The sequence below is a fragment of the Falsiroseomonas ponticola genome, assembly GCF_016805305.1.
Lineage (GTDB): Bacteria > Pseudomonadota > Alphaproteobacteria > Acetobacterales > Acetobacteraceae > Falsiroseomonas > Falsiroseomonas ponticola.
The window spans coordinates 78,758-96,602 of record NZ_JAERQN010000007.1 but is presented as its reverse complement, the minus strand read 5'-3'; the positions used below and the strand labels follow the sequence as shown (position 1 = coordinate 96,602).

The 17,845-nt window shown below is 72.7% G+C and carries 14 protein-coding genes and 1 tRNA gene; 4 read left to right on the top strand and 11 right to left on the bottom strand.

Translation table 11 applies throughout. The annotated features are described in order from the left end of the window. Positions 1–25: 25 nt before the first annotated feature. Positions 26–1,339, bottom strand: coding sequence for an RsmB/NOP family class I SAM-dependent RNA methyltransferase (locus JJI54_RS19955; RefSeq protein ID WP_203074823.1), 1,314 nt, complete (start codon positions 1,337–1,339; stop codon positions 26–28). 145 nt (positions 1,340–1,484) lie between these two features. Beyond that, complete coding sequence (locus tag JJI54_RS19950; RefSeq protein WP_226381940.1) at positions 1,485–2,186, bottom strand: haloacid dehalogenase type II; 702 nt, start codon at positions 2,184–2,186, stop codon at positions 1,485–1,487. A gap of 225 nt (positions 2,187–2,411) precedes the next feature. On the opposite strand from JJI54_RS19950, the gene JJI54_RS19945 reads away from it, so the two are divergent. Further along, on the top strand, positions 2,412–2,912 hold the full coding sequence (locus tag JJI54_RS19945) for a hypothetical protein (RefSeq protein WP_203074822.1): 501 nt from the start codon (positions 2,412–2,414) through the stop codon (positions 2,910–2,912). Positions 2,913–3,024: 112 nt separating this feature from the next. Further along, positions 3,025–4,479, top strand: a complete 1,455-nt coding sequence (locus tag JJI54_RS19940; protein ID WP_203074821.1) for an SPOR domain-containing protein — start codon at positions 3,025–3,027, stop codon at positions 4,477–4,479. Between the two features lie 222 nt (positions 4,480–4,701). Here the strand turns inward: JJI54_RS19940 and guaB are convergent, their stop codons facing one another. Further along, positions 4,702–6,207 (bottom strand): IMP dehydrogenase, encoded by a 1,506-nt coding sequence (gene guaB, locus JJI54_RS19935; RefSeq protein WP_203074820.1) that lies wholly within the window; start codon positions 6,205–6,207, stop codon positions 4,702–4,704. A gap of 206 nt (positions 6,208–6,413) precedes the next feature. Between guaB and JJI54_RS19930 the strand changes: the two genes are divergently transcribed. Beyond that, positions 6,414–7,712, top strand: a complete 1,299-nt coding sequence (locus JJI54_RS19930; RefSeq protein WP_203074819.1) for a hypothetical protein — start codon at positions 6,414–6,416, stop codon at positions 7,710–7,712. Here the strand turns inward: JJI54_RS19930 and JJI54_RS19925 are convergent. Then, complete coding sequence (locus JJI54_RS19925) at positions 7,709–8,437, bottom strand: RlmE family RNA methyltransferase (RefSeq protein ID WP_203074818.1); 729 nt, start codon at positions 8,435–8,437, stop codon at positions 7,709–7,711. The two genes, JJI54_RS19930 and JJI54_RS19925, sit on opposite strands and share 4 nt — an antisense overlap. 17 nt (positions 8,438–8,454) lie before the next feature. After that, positions 8,455–9,579, bottom strand: a complete 1,125-nt coding sequence (locus JJI54_RS19920) for a Ppx/GppA phosphatase family protein (protein ID WP_404817625.1) — start codon at positions 9,577–9,579, stop codon at positions 8,455–8,457. 225 nt (positions 9,580–9,804) lie between these two features. Here JJI54_RS19920 and JJI54_RS19915 point away from each other — a divergent pair. Then, positions 9,805–9,878 (top strand) — tRNA-Gln (locus JJI54_RS19915). Between the two features lie 48 nt (positions 9,879–9,926). On the opposite strand, the gene JJI54_RS19910 is transcribed toward JJI54_RS19915, so the two are convergent. The 6 genes from JJI54_RS19910 to paoC all read right to left on the bottom strand — a co-directional run bounded on the left by JJI54_RS19910 (position 9,927) and on the right by paoC (position 17,843). Beyond that, complete coding sequence (locus JJI54_RS19910; RefSeq protein WP_203074817.1) at positions 9,927–10,649, bottom strand: hypothetical protein; 723 nt, start codon at positions 10,647–10,649, stop codon at positions 9,927–9,929. Beyond that, the gene (locus JJI54_RS19905) at positions 10,639–11,625 is read right to left on the bottom strand and encodes a Bug family tripartite tricarboxylate transporter substrate binding protein (protein ID WP_203074816.1); all 987 of its coding nucleotides are present in this window, start codon (positions 11,623–11,625) and stop codon (positions 10,639–10,641) included. The genes JJI54_RS19910 and JJI54_RS19905 overlap by 11 nt, the downstream gene beginning before the upstream one ends. Before the next feature lie 120 nt (positions 11,626–11,745). Beyond that, a complete protein-coding gene (locus tag JJI54_RS19900; protein WP_203074815.1) occupies positions 11,746–13,140 on the bottom strand; it encodes an aminotransferase-like domain-containing protein in 1,395 nt (464 codons plus the stop codon). Positions 13,141–13,192: 52 nt separating this feature from the next. Beyond that, positions 13,193–14,470: a hydroxymethylglutaryl-CoA reductase, degradative gene (locus tag JJI54_RS19895; protein WP_203074814.1), complete on the bottom strand. Its 1,278-nt coding sequence runs from the start codon at positions 14,468–14,470 to the stop codon at positions 13,193–13,195. A gap of 44 nt (positions 14,471–14,514) precedes the next feature. Further along, positions 14,515–15,498 (bottom strand): Bug family tripartite tricarboxylate transporter substrate binding protein, encoded by a 984-nt coding sequence (locus JJI54_RS19890; protein ID WP_203074813.1) that lies wholly within the window; start codon positions 15,496–15,498, stop codon positions 14,515–14,517. Between the two features lie 125 nt (positions 15,499–15,623). Further along, positions 15,624–17,843, bottom strand: coding sequence for an aldehyde oxidoreductase molybdenum-binding subunit PaoC (paoC, locus tag JJI54_RS19885; RefSeq protein ID WP_203074812.1), 2,220 nt, complete (start codon positions 17,841–17,843; stop codon positions 15,624–15,626). Between the last annotated feature and the right edge of the window lie 2 nt (positions 17,844–17,845).

Sequence of the window (17,845 nt, the reverse complement as noted above, 5' to 3'; positions counted from 1 at the left end):
GCGGCCCTCCCGCCCCCGCCCCGCATCAGGGCGCCCGCCGTTGCATCACGGCCGCGAAGAACCCATCCGTGCCGTGCCGCGCGGGCGAGAGCGCCATGCAATCCGCCTCCACCGGCGCCGCGGCCCCTGGCGCCAGCCCGGCCCAGAGGCCCGGGACCGGCACCGCCTCGAAGTCGGGATGGCGCTGCAGAAAGCGCTCGACCTGCACCTCATCCTCCTCCGGCAGCAGCGAACAGGTAGCGTAGACCAGCCGCCCCCCGGGGCGCACCAATTCTGAAGCATCGTCCAGGATCGCCGCCTGCTTCAGCACCAGCTCCGCCAGGTCACGCGCATTTGTGCGGATGCGTGCATCCGGGTTGCGCCGCCAGGTGCCGCTTCCCGTGCAGGGCGCATCCACCAGCACCCGGTCGAATTTCTTCGAGTTCCGCTTCCGCCACTTGTCGCCGGCGGCCAGCAGATGGCGTTCGGCATTGTGCACGCCGGCACGGCGAAGACGCTTCACCGCACCCTCCAGCCGCGTCGCGGAGACGTCGCAGGCGACGATGTGGCCCTTGTTGTCCATGGTCGCCGCGATCGCCAGCGTCTTGCCCGCCGCGCCGGCGCAGTAATCCGCCACCCGCATCCCGGGCCTGGCATCGGTCAGCAGCGCGATCAGCTGGCTGCCCTCGTCCTGCACCTCGACCAGGCCCTCCAGATAGGCCTTGGTCGCGCCCACCGGCCGCCGGTCCGCCACCCGCAGCCCCCAGGGGGAGAGCGGCGTCACCGTGGCCGGCACGCCCTCCCCCGCCAGCGCCGCCAGCACCACGTCCCGTGTGCCCTTCAGCAGGTTGGCCCGCAGGTCGAGCGGCGCCGCCTCCTCCATCGCCGCGGCCTCCGCCGCCAGCCCCTCCCCGAACCGGGCGCGCAGCCCCGGCAGCGCCCAGTCCGGCAGGTTGAGCCGCGGCCCCTCCGGCATGTCGGGGTGCAGCAGCGGCCGGCCCTCCAGCTTCTTCAGCACCGCCAGCTCGAACTCCGTCAGCGGCCCGGCGCAGAAGCGCTCGCCGGAGAAGTTCTGGGCGATGCCGTCCAGCAGCCAGCCCTCCGCCACCAGCAGGTGCCCGGCCACCAGCAGCCGCGCGCCCGGCCGCGCCTCCCCCACCTGCTCGAAATGCCAGGCGAGGCGCAGCCGCTGCCGGATCACCCCCCAGGCGCGGTCGGAGACGTTCCGCCGGTCCGAGCTGCCGATGTAGCGGCGGGCCCGGAAGAAATCATTGGCGATGCCGTCGGCCGGACGGCGCGGGGAGGCTTCGACGGCAGCGAGCAGGTCGATCGCGGCGGCAAGCCGCGCGGCGGGTGTCATTGTGCCTGCACGAAGGCAAAGCCTTCGTGCCCCTCAAACGCCGGGCGGGCCGCATCCGCGGCCCTTGGCTCCGCCGCATAGGCGGCGGCGGCCATTCGGCCGCTCGGCCCTCCGGGCCGCAGGTCGCGGCGGCTCAAACTCATTGTCATGCGAGAATCCGATCAGGCAGTTCGGCGAGGGTCGAGATGCGCCCCTCCGCCAGGCGGTCCAGCCCGTACTCCTCCGGCTGGGGCGTACGGTTCAGCCAGAGGACGCGGCAGCCGAAGCGCGCCGCCCCATAGGCGTCCCAGGCATTGCCCGAAACGAAGACGATGTCACGCGGCGCGCAGCCGAAGCGCATGGCAGCCAGCGCATAGACGCGGGGCGCGGGCTTGTAGAGGCGGATGTCGTCCACCGACAGCACCGCATCCAGCCAGGGCGCCAGCCCCGCCGCGCCCACCGCCGCCGCCAGCATGCCCGGCGACCCGTTGGAGAGGATGGCCGTCGCCACCCCCTTCGCCCGCAGCGCCGCCAGCGCCGGCGCGGCATCCGGGAAGGCGTCCAGTTCCCGGTAGGCCGCCAGCAGCGCATGCCGCAGCCCGGGATCGGCGATGCCCTGCGTGGCCAGCGCCACATCCAGCGCGCGCTCGGTCAGCGCCTCGAAATCCTCGTAGTCGCCGGTCTGGGAGAGGATCCAGGAGTATTCCAGCTGCTTCGCCCGCCACAGCGCGGACAGCGCGGGCGCCCTGCCGCCCCCGATCCGCGCGGCATGCCGGCCGACCGCCGCATGCACGTCGAGCAGCGTGCCATAGGCGTCGAAGACGCAGGCGCCGACCGGGGTGGGCCGGGGCGCCGGGGGGGATGCCATGGTCGTCAGTTGTCCTTCCTCCATCCGATGGTCGCCCCGCGGGGCGCCGGCGGCAAGCACCGGCATGCCGCCTGCGCCATACGGCCGCGGCGGGCCCGCGGATCAGCGCCCCCGATCACCAAGGCGCGATGTGTTTCAATCGGTTGCGCGCCCCTTGCGGCACGCCCCCGGGCCGGGTTCATCTGGCGCCGGGCGTGCATCCAGCGCGCCGCAGAGGGAAATACGATGCTGAGGACGATCGCCGCCGCCGGCGTGATGCTGGTCATGGCCACGGCCGGGGTGCTGGCGCAGCAGAAGGGGCCCGCGCCCTCCGCCACGCCGGATTGGCGCGCCCAGCCGCGCTACGCCACCGCCAACCTCCGCGCGGGGTTCGAGCCCGATCCGCATGAGGTGCAGGTGGAAGCCGGCGGGGACCGGGAAGCGACCGGGATCGGCCCGGACTGCGCGGGCTGGATCGACTTCTCCAAGCCCGACGTGGACCTGAACTACACCTCCGGCCAGTACCCGCTCTACATCTCGGTCGTCGCCAATGTGGACACCACGCTGGTCATCAACGACGCCTCCGGCCGCTGGATCTGCAACGACGACTTCGATGGCGTGAACCCCGGCATCGTCATCCAGAACCCGCAGAGCGGGAACTACAACATCTGGGTCGGCACCTTCGAGCGCGGCGCCCCCCAGCGCGCGACGCTGCGGATCAGCGAAATCCCGCCGCAGCGCCGCTGACCGGCTTGCAGGGGGGCGACCACCCTCGCCCCCCGTTGCAACGAGGCCGGTAGCGCCGCCCGCCGCGCTTCGCCATGATGCGCGCGTGGCAGGAGGCTCCGGGCCAGCGCGCATGACAGGCAGCGATCGGCAGGAGGAGAGGCACGGCCCGGCGCCGGCCAGGCGCCAGGCGGGGCCCGGGCTGCGCGGCCTGCTGCTGGCCTGCCCCCTGCTGGTGCCCCTGGCGGCCTGCGTGGCCACCGCGCCCCCCGCCCCGGCCGCCCTGGCGGAAAGCGCCGCCCCGGCCGTGCCCGAGGACCGGATCATGCTGCCGCCGGTCCTGCCCGGCCGCGGCGGCGTCACGCGCATCCGGCTGCTGGACCTCTCCGACGCGGCGGAACCGCCGCCGCCCCTCCCGGTCGCCCCGGTGGGCGCGCCGATCCTCCTGACCGCCGCGCCCCCCGCGCCCGCGCCCGCCGCCGCCGCGACACCGCCGGTGCCCGTGGCCGCCGCGCCCGAGCCCATCCTCGCCGTCGCCGCGCCCGCCACAGCCGCCGCGCCGTCCCGCCCAACCGTTGCCGCCACGCCGGAGCCCATCCTCGCCGTCGCGGCCCCCGCCGTGGCCGCCGCGCCGTCCCGCCCAACCGCTGCCGCCGCGCCGGAGCCCATCCTCGCCGTCGCAGCCCCCGCCGTGGCCGCCGCGCCCGCGGCCGTTGCGGCACCGCCCCCACTCCCGCCCCTGGCGCCTGAGCCCGCCATCGCCGCGCCCGCGCCCGCCGCGCCATCCCGCCAAGCCGTCGCCGCTGCGCCCGCACCCGCTGCCGTTTCGGCACCCCCGCCCCTGGCGCCCGAGCCCACCGTCGCCGCACCCGCGCCAGCCGCGCCGTCCCGCCCAGCCGTCGCCGCCGCGCCGTCCCGCGCAACTGTCGCCGCTACGCCAGAGCCCGCAGCCGTCGCGGCACCGGCAACACCTCCGCCCGTCGCGCCTGGGCCCGTCGCCGCCGCGCCGGCGCCCGCCGCCCTCGCAGCCGCGCCCGCCACGCCATCCCGCCAAGCCGTCGCCGCCGCGGCCGCACCCGCTGCCGTTGCGGCACCCCCGCCCGTGGCGCCCGAGCCCGTCACCGCCCCGCCACCCCCCGTGGCCGAACCCCCACCCGCACCAGCGCCCGCCGCCCGCCCGGCGCCCGTGGCGGCCGCCCCGGCACGCCCGGCCGCACCGCCGCCCGCACCCCTGGCCGCCGCGCCCGAAGCCGCGCCGGCGCCAAGGCCCGCGCCGCCCCGCCGCGACGCCGTCGCCACCTCGGCGGAGGCAGGCCCCACCCCCGCCCGCCCCGCGCCCCCCGGCGGCCCGCGCGTGCAGATCACCGCCGCGGGCAGCGAAGCCGAGGCCCAGCGCCATTGGGACAATTTCGCCGCCCGCCTGCCGGACCTCGCCGCCGGCCGCACGCCCCTCATCCTGCGGGTGGAGCGGGAGAACGCGCCGCCGATCTTCCGCCTGCGCCTGGCCGGCTTCGCGAACCGGGAGGAAGCCGAGCGCTTCTGCGCCCGCCTGGCCGAACGCCAGCTCGCCTGCTGGATCAGCCTCTGAGGACCGGAAGCCCGGCCCAGAAAACCCTGGCCCCGCCCCCTCGTTCCTGCTATGTTCCAGACACCACCGGCCGAACCGCGCCCGAAGCCCCGCCCGCCCCCCGGCGGTCGCGGCCGGGGGGCACGAAAAACGGTGCTAAAGGCACATAAACGGCATAATCGGCTAAAGACGCCTAATTCGTAGTATCAGGCGATATCAAGGCGTTGCGGCGGGGCGGCCGGATCAGCCCTCCAGCTGGTAGTTCGGCGCCTCCCGCGTCACCGCCACGTCATGCACATGGCTCTCGCGCAGCCCCGCATTGGTGATGCGGCGGAAGCGGGCGTTCTTCTGCAGGTCCGGCACGGTGGCGCTGCCCGTATAGCCCATGGCGGCGCGCAGCCCGCCCACCATCTGGTGGATCACGGTGCCGACCGGCCCCTTGTAGCCGACGCGGCCCTCGACGCCCTCCGGCACCAGCTTCAGCTTGTCGCTGACCTCGGCCTGGAAGTAGCGGTCGGCCGACCCCCGCGCCATCGCGCCGAGGCTGCCCATGCCGCGATAGGATTTGTAGGACCGGCCCTGATAGAGAAAAACCTCGCCCGGCGCCTCGTCCGTGCCGGCGAAGACGCTGCCCATCATGACGCAGTCGGCACCGGCGGCGATCGCCTTGGCGATGTCGCCGGAGGACCGGATGCCGCCATCGGCGATGCAGGGCACGCCCTTCTCGCGGCAGGCGATGGCGCTTTCCATCACCGCCGTCAGCTGCGGCACGCCCACGCCCGCCACGATGCGCGTGGTGCAGATGGATCCCGGCCCGATGCCGATCTTCACCGCATCGGCGCCGGCCTCGATCAGCGCCTGCGCGCCCTCCGGCGTCGCCACGTTGCCGGCCACGATCTGCACGGAATTCGACAGCTTCTTGATGCGCTCGATCGCGCGCAGCACGCCGCCGGAATGCCCATGCGCGGTATCGACGACGATGACATCGACCTCCGCCTCCACCAGCAGCTGCGCGCGGCGATAGCCATCCTCGCCGACGCCCGTGGCCGCCGCGGCGCGCAGCCGGCCCATCGCATCCTTCACGGCGGAGGGATTGGCCTGCGCCTTGTCCATGTCCTTGACCGTGACGAGGCCGACGCAGCGGAACTGGTCGTCCACCACCAGCAGCTTCTCGATCCGGTGCTTGTGCAGCAGCGCGCGGGCGCGTTCGGGCGTGACGTCCGCATCCGCCGTCACCAGGCCCTCCCGCGTCATCAGCTCATAGACGCGCAGGTTCGGATCGGTGGCGAAGCGCACGTCGCGGTTGGTGATGATGCCGACCAGCCGGCCATTGTCCCGCTCCACCACCGGGATGCCGCTGATGCGGTGATTCTCCTGCAGCGCGCGGACCTCGGCCAGCGTCTGGTCGGGATGGATGGTCAGCGGGTTCACCACCATGCCCGATTCGAACTTCTTCACCCGCCGCACCTGCGCGGCCTGCTCCTCGGGCGAGAGGTTCTTGTGGATCACGCCGATGCCGCCGGCCTGCGCCATGGCGATCGCCATCGGCCCTTCCGTCACCGTGTCCATCGCGGCGGCGACCAGCGGGATGTTGAGCGAGATCTCCCGCGTCAGCCGCGTGCGCGTATCGGTCTCCGCCGGCAGCACGGTGGAATAGGCGGGCACCAGCAGCACGTCGTCGAAGGCATAGGCCTCCTCGAAGCGCGGCAGCGCCAGCGATGATGAAACAGCCTCGGGGGAGCGCGCCATGGCGGGAGCCTCTTTCGATCCGCAACCTTGGCGGCCCCGCCTACACCGGAAGCGCCTGCCGCGTCCAGGGTGATACGGCGACGTATGCATGACAGAGGTGTCACGCGTGCATCCGGCGCGGGGCCCGATGCGGAGGCGGGTGAACGCGGCGCGGTCCTGCGGCGTTGGGGGGCCGGACCATTCAAGCCAGAGGATACCGACGCGCCATGTCCGGCAGCCTGAATTTCACCCTCCCCGAGGATATCGAGGACGCCCTGACCGAGGCGGGCGAGACCATCCGCGACAGCGTCACCGACGTGACCGGCCCCATCGAGATTCCCCAGCCGGCCGAGGTGGCGGATACCGCGGCCGCGATCGACGTCACCGACCTGATCGACGAGATCTCCCGCCTGCCGGCCCCCGACGCCATCCTCGATTTCGTCAGCAACCTCGATGACCTGAACTTCGCCAGGCTGGAGGGGCTGATCGACCGCCTGCCGCCGGAGTATCGCGGCCCCGATTCGACCGGCGAGGTGCGCACCGGCCTGTCCGACTTCCTGCAGATCCAGGTCGAGGTCGGCGCCGCGCTCTCCGCCACCGCGCGCGTCGTCCACACCCTCGGCCCCGATGCCATCGCCATGCAGGTGCGCGGCTACGATTTCGCCGTCAACAAGCAGTACAACGACAATGACAGCGGCTTCTCCGCCATCCAGGTCCTGCCGGCCGATGGCGGGCCGATGATCTTCGTGATCGATGGGCTGGAGGTCGGCTCCATCGCCGATACCGTGGCCGCGGTCGATCTCGGCGGCATCCAGGTCCGCTCCGCCGCCTTCCAGGAGATGATCGCGGACGCGGTGCAGGCGCAGCTGGCGCTCGGCCGCGGCATCCAGTTCGTCGGCCCGAGCCTTGGCGGCGCCGTCGCCCAGGTCGCGGCCCATGAGGCGGCGGAGGCGCTGCTCGCCACCGGCCAGCCCGTGGCGCCGGGGGCGGTGAAGCTCATCACCGTCGATGCGCTGGGCGGGCGCGACGCGGCGGAGGCGCTGAATGGCGGCAGCCTCGATGCCGGGGCGCTCTCCGTCATCAACGCGCTCAACATCCGCACGCAGGGCGACCTGATCAGCCGCATCGGCAGCCATATCGGGGAGAGCCTCTCCTTCCAGGCCGTGGACGCGAATGGCAACCCGATCGCCGTCACGGCGGCGGATGCGCATGTCAACGTCACCTCGCTGCTGCGCACGCTGCCGGACGCCACGCTCTATAACGCCGGCGTCCGCGGCGCGCCGGAGGAGGTGAGCGGCTTCGCCCTCGTCGCCAATGCGCTGGGACGCCCCATCGCCGATGGATATCTGGCAAGCGGCGAGCGCGACGACCCGAATGCGCTGGTGCCGCTGCAGGTGCCGGGCACGGCGGAGCTGGTGAACAACAACACGCTCTATCGCCTCGATGCCGACAGCGACGGCACGCTCGACATCGCCGTGCTGACCAGCCAGCCCGTGCCGCAGGCGGTAGCGGACCTGGTGCTCTAGCCCCGGAACCCGGTCGCGACCACGTAGAGCTCCGCGCTGTCCTTCCGGCTGGCGGGGGGCTTGGCGTGGCGCACCTGGGCGAAGTCCCGCTTGAGGGTCGCGAGGAACTCCTTCTCCGACCCGCCGGCGAAGACCTTGGTGACGAAGCCGCCGCCCGGCGCCAGCACGCGCCGGGCGAAATCCAGCGCGATCTCCGCCAGCGCCATGATGCGCAGGTGGTCGGTCGCGTTGTGGCCCGTGGTGTTGGGCGCCATGTCGGACAGCACCAGGTCGGCCTGGCCGTCCAGCGCGGCCAGCACCGCATCCTCCGCCGCCTGGTCCTGGAAATCGCCCTGGATGAGGATGGCGCCCGGGATCGGGTCCACCGGCAGCAGGTCGATCGCCACGACCTTGGCCTGTGCGCCGCCGCGCGCCAGCGACACCTGCGTCCAGCCCCCCGGCGCCGCGCCGAGGTCCACCACGCGGCTGCCCGGCTTCAGCAGCCGGAACCTGTCATCCATCTGCTCCAGCTTGAAGGCGGCCCGGCTGCGCAGCCCGCGCGCCTTGGCTTCCTTCACATAGGGGTCGTTCAGCTGCCGCTCGAGCCAGCGCTGGCTGCCGATGGTCCGCCCCTCCGCGGTGCGGAGCCGGGTCTTGAGCGCGCGATCCGCCGGCCTGGTGCCTGCCTTGTTCTGCTGCCGGCCGGGAACGGAGGAGGGTGGCTTGCCGCCGGGTGTCTTCGCCATGGGCGGGCCATACGCCCTCAGGCGGTTCCGTGCCAGCCACGCGGCACCGGCCGCTTCGCCGCCGCCATCCGGTCCGCGCGCATGAGGCGGAGCAGGATCCCCTCCCGCAACCCGCGGTCGGCGACGGTCAGCCGCGGCACGGGCCAGACGCGCCGGATGGCGGCATAGACGGCGCAGCCCGGCAGCACGAAATCCACCCGGTCCGGCCCGACGCAGGGATGCGCCGCCAGCCCATCCCGCCCGAGGGCGAAGAGGTCCCCCAGCGCCTGGTCGGCCACGCAGGCCTCCAGCGTCTGCCCATCCACCAGCGGCCGCCGGTAGCGGGGCAGCGCCATCGCCACCCCGGCCAACGTGGTCACGGTGCCGGAGGTGCCCATCAGCCGCACGCCGCCCGCCCTGATCTCCTGCCCGATGCAATGCACCGCGTCGAACCCGGCCAGCCTGGCCGCGACCTCATCCACCACGGCGTGGAAGCCGGCTTCCGTGAAGCAGGAGGGGCCGCAGCGTTCGGACAGCGTGACCACGCCCACGGGGACGGAGATGTAGCCGATCAGCTCCGGCACCTGGCGGCCGGGATGGGTGCGGATCCAGGCGATCTCGGTCGATCCGCCGCCGATGTCGAACAGCAGCGCCCGCCGGTCCCCAGGCTCCAGCAGCGGCGCGCAGGATTCCATGGCGAGTTCCGCCTCCTCCCGCGGGGAGATGACGCGCAGCCGGAGGCCGGTTTCGCGCTCCACCCGGGCCAGGAAGGCGGCGCCGTTGGCGGCGCGGCGGCAGGCCTCGGTCGTTACCGCCTGCAGGGCGCGGACCGGCCGGCGGGCGAGCTTCTCGGCGCAGGCGCGCAGTGCCACGACCGCGCGGTCCATGGCGGCGTCGGAGAGGTTGCCCGTGGCGCCCAGCCCCTCCCCCAGCCGGACGATGCGGCTGAAGCTGTCCACGACCCGGAAATTGCCGCCCGGCGCGGGGGTGCCCACGAGCAGGCGGCAGTTGTTGGTGCCGAGGTCGAGCGCCGCATAGGCCCGGGATCCGCAGGCCATCGCGCCATCCCGCGGGCGCAGCGCCACCCCCACCGGCGGCAGGGCGCCGCAGGGCTCGGGGGGTGGAGCGGCGTCGGCCGCCTGGTGCGCATCCTTCGTCATCATGGTCCGGGCGCCCGCCCCGGCCATGGGTGGCGGCGGGCGGGCTTCCAGCATGATCCGGCGATGGCGCCGCCGGGGCAAGGCAATTCGATGACGGCGAGGCGTGCACAGGCCCCCACCAGCCCGCCCTTATCGGTGTCGATCGCGCGTCCGGGGGGCAGTTGCCGAGCCCCGACCATCATGCTACCTCGCCGCCACGCCACGGACGGCACGCCGATGCCCCGCTGGTGGGGGATAGTTTAACGGTAGAACTCCCGACTCTGACTCGGGCAGTCTTGGTTCGAATCCAGGTCCCCCAGCCACTTCCCTGACATCGCAGGAAGACACGGCCGCAGGGCGCCAGCCGGCCATCAGCCGCCGCGCGGCGCCAGCACGAAACCGTCCTGCCCCGGCGTCTCCGCCCAGGCGCGAAAGGCCGGAGACGGCTCGACCCGGCCGCTCCGCAGCAGCGCCAGCCAGACGCCACACGCCTCCAGGAACCGGTTCACGCCGCAGGGCCACATGGCCAGGCTCATCGCCTCCGCCATCTTCGGCTCCGGCACCGCCTCGCCATAGGCGGCCTCGAGGTCGGCGGTCAGCGGCCAATGCGCGCCCCGCGCGGCATGGATGCCGAGCAGCGCCAGCCGCGCCAGCGGCGCCGGCACGTCGAGCCCCGCGATCAGCGCCGCCGTGCCCGCGCGGTACGCGGCGGCCGCCGGCACCTCGGGGAAGTAGCCCTGCCAATGCCGGTCGAGGAAGCCGAAGGTTTCCGCGCCCCGCGCCCAGGCCACCAGGCGGAACACCGCCTCCGCCTGCGGGCCGGTGCCGCCCGTGCGGAAGAACAGGTCCACATGGTGCGTGCCCACATGCTCCTCCGCCGCCGTCAGGATGGCGAGCCAGACGAACTCCTTCTCGAAGGGGTCGAGGTGCCGTTCCGTCAGCGTCAGCGCCTTGTACATGACGCCATAGGCGTCCTGCAGGTCGGGCATCGCCGCGGCCATCGCGCCCTGGTGCGGCAGGACATAGCCGCGGCGCGCGCGGAATTCCTCGAGCCGGGCCCGCACGGCCTCCGGCGGGGTGGGATCAATCGCCACGGATGCCAGCCGCCTGGATGACGCCGCCCCAGCGCTGCCGGTCGGCGGCGATCAGGTTGGTGAAGCTGGCGACGGGGCCGCCCATGATCTCCATCCCGGCCTCCACCATGCGCGCCCGCGTCGGCGGATCGGCCAGCGCCGCCTGCAGCGCGGCGTTCCACGCCGCCAGGATCTCCGGCGGCAGCCGGCCGGGGCCGCAGAAGCCGAACCAGTTGCTGACATCGTAGCCCGGCAGCCACTGCTTGATGAGGGGCAGGTCCGGCAGCGCCGGCGCCGCGGTGCTGCCCCCGAAGGCGATGGCGCGCAGCCCGCCGCCGCGGATCTGGCCGAGGAACTCCGGCATGTTGCCGATCATGAAGCCGATCCGGCCCGCCACCAGGTCGGTGATGGCCGGTGCGCCGCCGCGATAGGGCACATGGGTCAGCTCCACGCCCGCCTGCCGCGCGAAAAGCTCCGCCGCCAGATGCGGGCTGGACCCGACGCCGGCCGACCCATAGGCCACCGCCTGCGGATGGGCCCGCGCATGCGCGATCAGGCTTGGCACGTCCCGGAAGGGCGCCTGCGGATAGGCCACGAGGATCTTGTAGATGCCCGCCAGGCTGGCGATCGGCGTCAGCTCCGTCTCCATGTTGATCGGCATGGTGACGCCGGGCAGCTGCGGGGAGACGGTGAGCATCGCCATCGTCGCCAGCACCACCGTATGGCCATCCGGCGCCGCCCGCGCGCAGGCCTCGGCGGAGATGATGCCGCCGGCGCCGGACCGCGTCTCCACGATCACCGTCTGGCCCCATTGGGCGCGCAGCGCATCGGCCATCAGCCGGCAGAGCAGGTCGCCCGCGCCACCGGGCGCGAAGCCGCAGAGGATCCTCACCTCCCGCGCCGGCTTCCACGCGCCCTGCGCGCGCGCCGGCAGCGCGGCGAGGCCGCTGGCCGCGAGCAGCGCGCGGCGTGAAACAGCCAGACTCCCGATAGGCATGCGGTGTCTCCTCGCCATGATGGGTCCGGCCATGGACCGGACACCGGTCAGCCTAGGTGGGATACCAATCGCATACAACAGCGTCGACGATCTGCCCCCCAGCGCGACCTCGCCGGCCCGTCACCGCCGTGACGCCGCCTGCGCCAGGAACGCCAGGAAGTGAGGATCGCTGGCATAGGCCACGTTCACCCGCATCATCGCGGCCTGCCCCTCCGCCCCCCGCTCCGGCCGAAAGATGGAGCCGGGTGCGAGGAAGATGCCCTCGGCCGAGGCGCGGTGGCAGATCTCGGCCTCGTCCAGGCCCGCCGGGAAAGGCACCCACAGATAGAGCCCGCCCCCCGCTGGCGGCGCCACCGGCCAGCCGGCTTCCCCCAACTGCCGCACCGCCAGCGCCGTCGCCGCCTCCACCCGCTGCCGCAGGCGGCGCAGGTGCCGCAGGTAGTGGCCGCCCTGGATGAGATGCGCGACGAAGCGCTCCGCATAGGTGGAGGTCGAGACGACCGTCAGCATCTTCAGGTCGTTCAGCGCCGCAACCACGGCCGGCGCCGCCGCCACATAGCCCACGCGCAGCGATGCCGAGAGGGTTTTGGAGAAGGTGCCGATGCTGATGACGCGACGCAGACCGTCCAGCGCTGCCAGTCGCGTGCTGGCCGCGGGCAGGATGTCCGCGAAAGGATCGCATTCCACGATCGTCACGCCATGCCGTTCCGCCGCGGCCAGCACGCGATGGGCGATGGCCGGCGCCAGCGTGCCGCCGGTGGGGTTGTGCGCCAGCGACTGCGTGAAGAAGGCCTTCGGCCGGTGCTGCGCCAGCCGCGCCACCAACTCGTCTGGATCCGGGCCCTCCGCCAGGCGCCGAACGCCGACGGCCCGCAGCCGGGCCAGTTGCAGCTTGCCGAACAGCGGGTAGTAGCCGGGATCATCCACCACCACCGTGTCGCCGGGCTCCGCGATGTGCCGGATGACGAGGTCGAGCGCGTGGTTGGCGCCCATCGTCGTCAGCACCTGGTCGGGCGCGCAGGAGACGCCGCGTTCGACCAGCGACAGCGCGATGCGTTCCCGCAGCGGCAGGAAGCCCCAGGAACTGCCATAGCCATGTTCCAGGCTGCCACCCGGTCGCCACTTGCCGCCCGCGAATTGCGCGGACAGCTCGGACCCTTCCATCCAGCCGGGTGGCGGGCGACCATCGCCGGGCCGGACCTTGTGCTGCGCCTCCAGCTGTTCCCGCAGCAGAGAGACGGTGTCGATCGCCTCCGCCAGGTGTGGCGGCACGCGGGCGCGGGCGGGGCGTGCCGTGGCGGCGGCGAAGTAGCCAGCGCCCCGCCGCGGCTCCAGATGGCCGGAGGCGACCAGGCGATCATAGGCCTCCGCCATGGTGTTCTTGGAAACGCCGTGATCCTCCGCGGCGCGCCGGACGGAAGCCAGCTTCTCCCCGGGCTTCAGCAGGCCACGCTCGATCGCATCGGCGATGCGGTCGACGATCTCCTGCCCCCGTGTCGTCGGCCTTGCTCCCATGACCTCCTGCGCCCGCCGCCGCGTGCATCCTTCGCGGTGGCGCGGCGGATGGCTAGCCCGCCCGCAGCTTGGCCAGTTCCTCCGCCGCCACATCCGGCCGCACCTGGCGACGCGCGACCAGCAGCGCGGCCAGCTTCTCGACCTCCGCCCCCGTCGCGCCCGCGGCGATCGCCACGTTATGCGCATGCAGCGCCATGTGGCCCTGCTGGATGCCAACCGTCGCCAGCGCCTTGATCGCCCCGAAATTCTGCGCGAGTCCGACCGCGGCCATGATCCGCGCCAGGTCGGCCGCGGTCTTCACACCGAGGATCTTCAGGCAGGCCTGCGCCGTCGGATGGATCTTCGTGGCGCCGCCCACCAGGCCGACCGGCATCGGCATCTCCAGCATCCCCGCCAGCGACCCATCCGCCGTCACCTCCCAGGTCGTCAGGCTGGTGTAGCGGCCATGGCGGGCGGCATAGGCATGGGCGCCCGCCTCCACCGCGCGGGTGTCGTTGCCGGTCGCGAGCACCACGGCGGAGACGCCGTTCATGATGCCCTTGTTGTGCGTCGCGGCGCGGTAGGGATCAGCCTCCGCGAAGTGGTAGGCGGCGATCATGCCGTCCCGCACCGCGGCACCCCCGATCGCCTCCACCGGCCAGACCGCCCGTGCCCGTGCCAGGCGGCGATCCGCCAGGTTGGACAGGATGCGAAGGAAGACCTTGCCGCCGGTCCATTGCTCGATGGAGGGCGCCAGCGTCTCCGCCATGGTGTTGACGGTGTTGGCGCCCATCGCGTCGCGCGTGTCGATGATGAGGTGCGTCACCACCATCGGCCCGCCCTGGGACGGCACGACGCGCACTTCGACATCCCGGAAGCCGCCGCCGAGCTTCACCAGCATCGGGTCGCAGCCATCGCAGATCGCGGCGATTTCCTCCCGGTGTTCCAGGATGCGGATACGCGCATGGCCGGGATCGGGCACGCCGACCAGCTGCACCTGCGCGATCATCAGGTTGCCGCTGACCGAGGTGACGAAGCCGCCGCTGTCATAGCACTGGCGGGCGGAGTTGCAGACCGCGGCGACGACGGAGGATTCCTCCGTCGCCATCGGCACCAGCACGTCCCGCCCATCCACCTTCATGTTCGTCGCCACGCCCACGGGAATGGCGATGGTGGAGACCGTGTTCTCGATCATGTGGTCGGCAAGATGCGCGTCGATGTTGCCGCCGCGGCCAAGCTGCGCGACGGCGGCATCATCGAGGCCCGCGAAGGCTGCGACCGCCGCCAGCCGCTCCTCCATCGTCATGCGGTGGAAGCCAGAAATGCGGGAGGTGAGGTTGCTGAGCGACATGATCCGGTCCTGAGGGAGTGGCTGGGGGAGAGGTCGCGCGGCCCCTATTCCAGCTTGATCCCGGCATCGCGGATCACGCTGCCCCAGCGCGCCGTATCGGCCGCCAGCGTCTGGCGCAGCATCTCCGCATCGCCGGACACGAGTTCGACGCCCTGCTCCGCCAGGCGGGCGCGATTTGCCGCATCATCCGTCGCGGCGCGCAGCGCGGCGCCGGCGCGTTCGATCACCGCGGCGGGCGTGCCGGCAGGGGCGAAGAGGCCCTGCCAGAAGAAGACCTCGAAGCCCGGGATGATCTCATTGATCGGCGGCAAAGCGGGATAGTCCGCCAGCCGGGTCGGCGCCGTGACGGAAAGGCCGCGCGTCGCGCCTTCCCGCAGCGTCGGCGCGGCTTCCTGCGGCGCCTGGAACATGGCGTGGACGCGGCCGGCCCGCAGGTCCAGCGCCGCCGGCGCGCCGCCGCGATAGGGGACATGGACGATATCGATGCCGGCACGCGCCTTGAACAGCTCCAGGCACAGATGGCTGACGGCGCCCGTGCCCGGGGAGGCGAAGAGCAGCTTGCCCGGATTGGCCTTGGCGTAGTCGATCAGCTCCGCCGTGGTCCGGGCGGGGATGGAAGGGTGGACGTGCAGGATGAAGGGCGTGCGGAACACCATGCCGATCGGGTCCAGCTCCCGCCCCGGATCGCGCGGCGTCAGCGTGGGCTGGAGCGTCTGGTTGATGGCGAGCGTCGTGGTGCCCATCGCCAGCGTGTAGCCATCCGGCCGCGACCGGGCGACATAGGTGGCGGCGACGGAGGTCGCGGCACCCGGCCGGTTGTCCACCACCACCGGCACGGCGAGTTCGCGGGCCATCCGCTCCGCCACGGCGCGGGAAGCGAGGTCGGTGACGCCGCCGGGCGGATAGCCCTCCACGATGGTCACGGCGCGGTTCGGCCAGGCACCGCCGGTGGCCTGGGCCTGGCCGGAGCGGGTGTGGATCAGCGCCGGCAGGCCAAGTCCGGCGGCCAACATCGTGCGTCGCAGCATGGGCGTCCCTCCTCATGGGCTTTGTCGTTACCCGAGGAGTGTCCCAGACGGCGCCGGAACAACAGGGACAGTCGCGGCCGATCTTGCTGGGACAGTGGGGGCCCGTCTCCCGGCCCCCCTTGCTGTCAGGTGACGTCCGGCAGGCCTTCCAGCAGCTTGTCCAGCGTCACCGGATAGTCGCGCACGCGCACGCCCGTGGCGTTGTAGATCGCATTGGCCACGGCGGCGCCGACGCCGCAGAGGCCAAGCTCCCCCACCCCCTTCGCCTTCATGGGGGAGGAGACGGGATCGGCCTCGTCCAGGAACACCACCTCCTGCCGGGGGATGTCGGCATGGACCGGCACCTCGTAGCCCGCCAGGTCGTGGTTCACGAAGAAGCCGTGGCGCTTGTCCACATGCAGCTCCTCCATCAGCGCCGCACCGACGCCCATGGTCATGGCGCCGATCACCTGGCTGCGCGCCGTCTTGGGATTGAGGATGCGGCCCGCGGCGCAGACCGCGAGCATGCGGCGCAGCCGCGTCTCCCCGGTGAAGGCGTCCACGGCGACCTCCACGAAATGCCCGGCGAAGGTGGATTGCTGGAAGCGCTTCGACAGGTCGCCGAACTCGATCCGGTCCTCCGCCACCAGCTCCTGCCGCGCGGCGGCCTCGGCCAGCGCCACGCGCCGGTTGCCCGACCGCACCTCCCCCTCCCCGAAGGTCGCGTCGGCGGCGTTGAAGCCGAGCCGTTGCGCCACGGCCTCCCGCAGCTTCACGCAGGCGGCATAGACGCCGGCGGTGGCGCTGTTGCCGCCGAACTGCCCGCCGGAGCCGGCCGAGACCGGGAAATCGGAATCGCCCAGCCGCACGCGCACGCGGTCCAGCCCGACGCCCATCATCTCCGCCGCCGTCTGGGCGATGATGGTGTAGCTGCCCGTGCCGATATCGGTCATGTCGGTCTCGACCGTCACGATGCCATCGGCGCCGAGCCGCACGCGCGCGCCGGACGTCACCACCAGGTTGTTGCGGAACCCCGCCGCCATGCCCATGCCGCGCAGCCAGCGCCCTTCGCGCCACTGGCCCGGCACGGGGTTGCGCCGCGCCCAGCCGAAGCGCTCCGCCCCCTCCCGCAGGCAGCGCACCAGCTGGCGCTGGGAGAAGGATCGCCCGGCATCGGCGGGGTCCACCTGCGTGTCGTTCAGGATGCGGAACTCGACGGGATCGATGCCGAGCCGCTCGGCCATCTCGTCCATCGCGATCTCCAGCGCCATCATCCCCGGCGCCTCCCCCGGCGCGCGCATGGAATTGCCCTCCGGCAGGTCGAGCACCGCGAGGCGCATCGCCGTCAGCCGGTTCGCGCCGGCATAGAGCAGCTTCGTCTGCGCCACCGCCGTTTCCGGCTGGCCCTCCGGCAGGTCCCCGGAGAGGCTTTCATGCGCGATGGCGGTGATGCGCCCGTCGCGCCCCGCGCCGATGCGGATGCGCTGGATGGTGGCCGGGCGATGCGTGGTGTTGTTCGCCACCTGCGGCCGCGCCAGCGCCAGCTTCACCGGCCGCCCCGCGGCCCGCGCGCCCAGCGCGGCCAGCACAGCATCGGCGCGCAGGAACAGCTTGCCGCCGAAGCCGCCACCGACATAGGGGCTGTCCACGCGCACATCCTCGGGCTTCAGGCCGAGCGTGATGGCAAGGTCACGCCGCCACCAGGCCACCATCTGGGTGGAGGTCCAGATGGTGAGCCTGCCCCCTTCCCACGCCGCGATGGTGGCGTGCGGCTCCATCATCGCGTGGCTCTCGTCGGGGGTGGTGTAGGTCTCGTCCAGCGTGACCTCGGCCTGCGCGAAGGCACCCTCGAAATCGCCGACGCGGTCATCGGCTTCGGCGGCGCTGCCGGCCTCCCCATCGGAATCGACGGGCTGCGCGGCATGGCCTTCCGCCGCCAGGTCGAAGCGCCCTTCCTCCCGCGCATACTCCACGCGGATCAGCGCGGCGGCGTCGCGCGCCTGCTCGAAGCGCTCCGCCACCACCACCGCGATCGCCTGGTGGTAGTGCTGGATCTCCGCACCGCCGAAGAGGAAGGCGGTGTTCATCTTCCCCTTGGGCAGCTGCGGCATGTCGAGCGTGGTGACGATGGCGAGCACGCCCGGCAGCGCGCGCGCGGCCTCGGTATGCATCGCCACCACGCGGCCCTTCGCGATGCCGGCGCCGAGCACATGGCCATAGGCCTGGTTGGCCACGGCATCGTGGCGTTCATAGGCATAGGGCGCGCGGCCGGTGGTCTTCAGCGGACCATCGATGCGGTCGAGCGGCCGGCCCACCACCTTCATCTGGTCGATCGGGTTGGCGGCGGCGGGGGTTTCGAACTTCATCG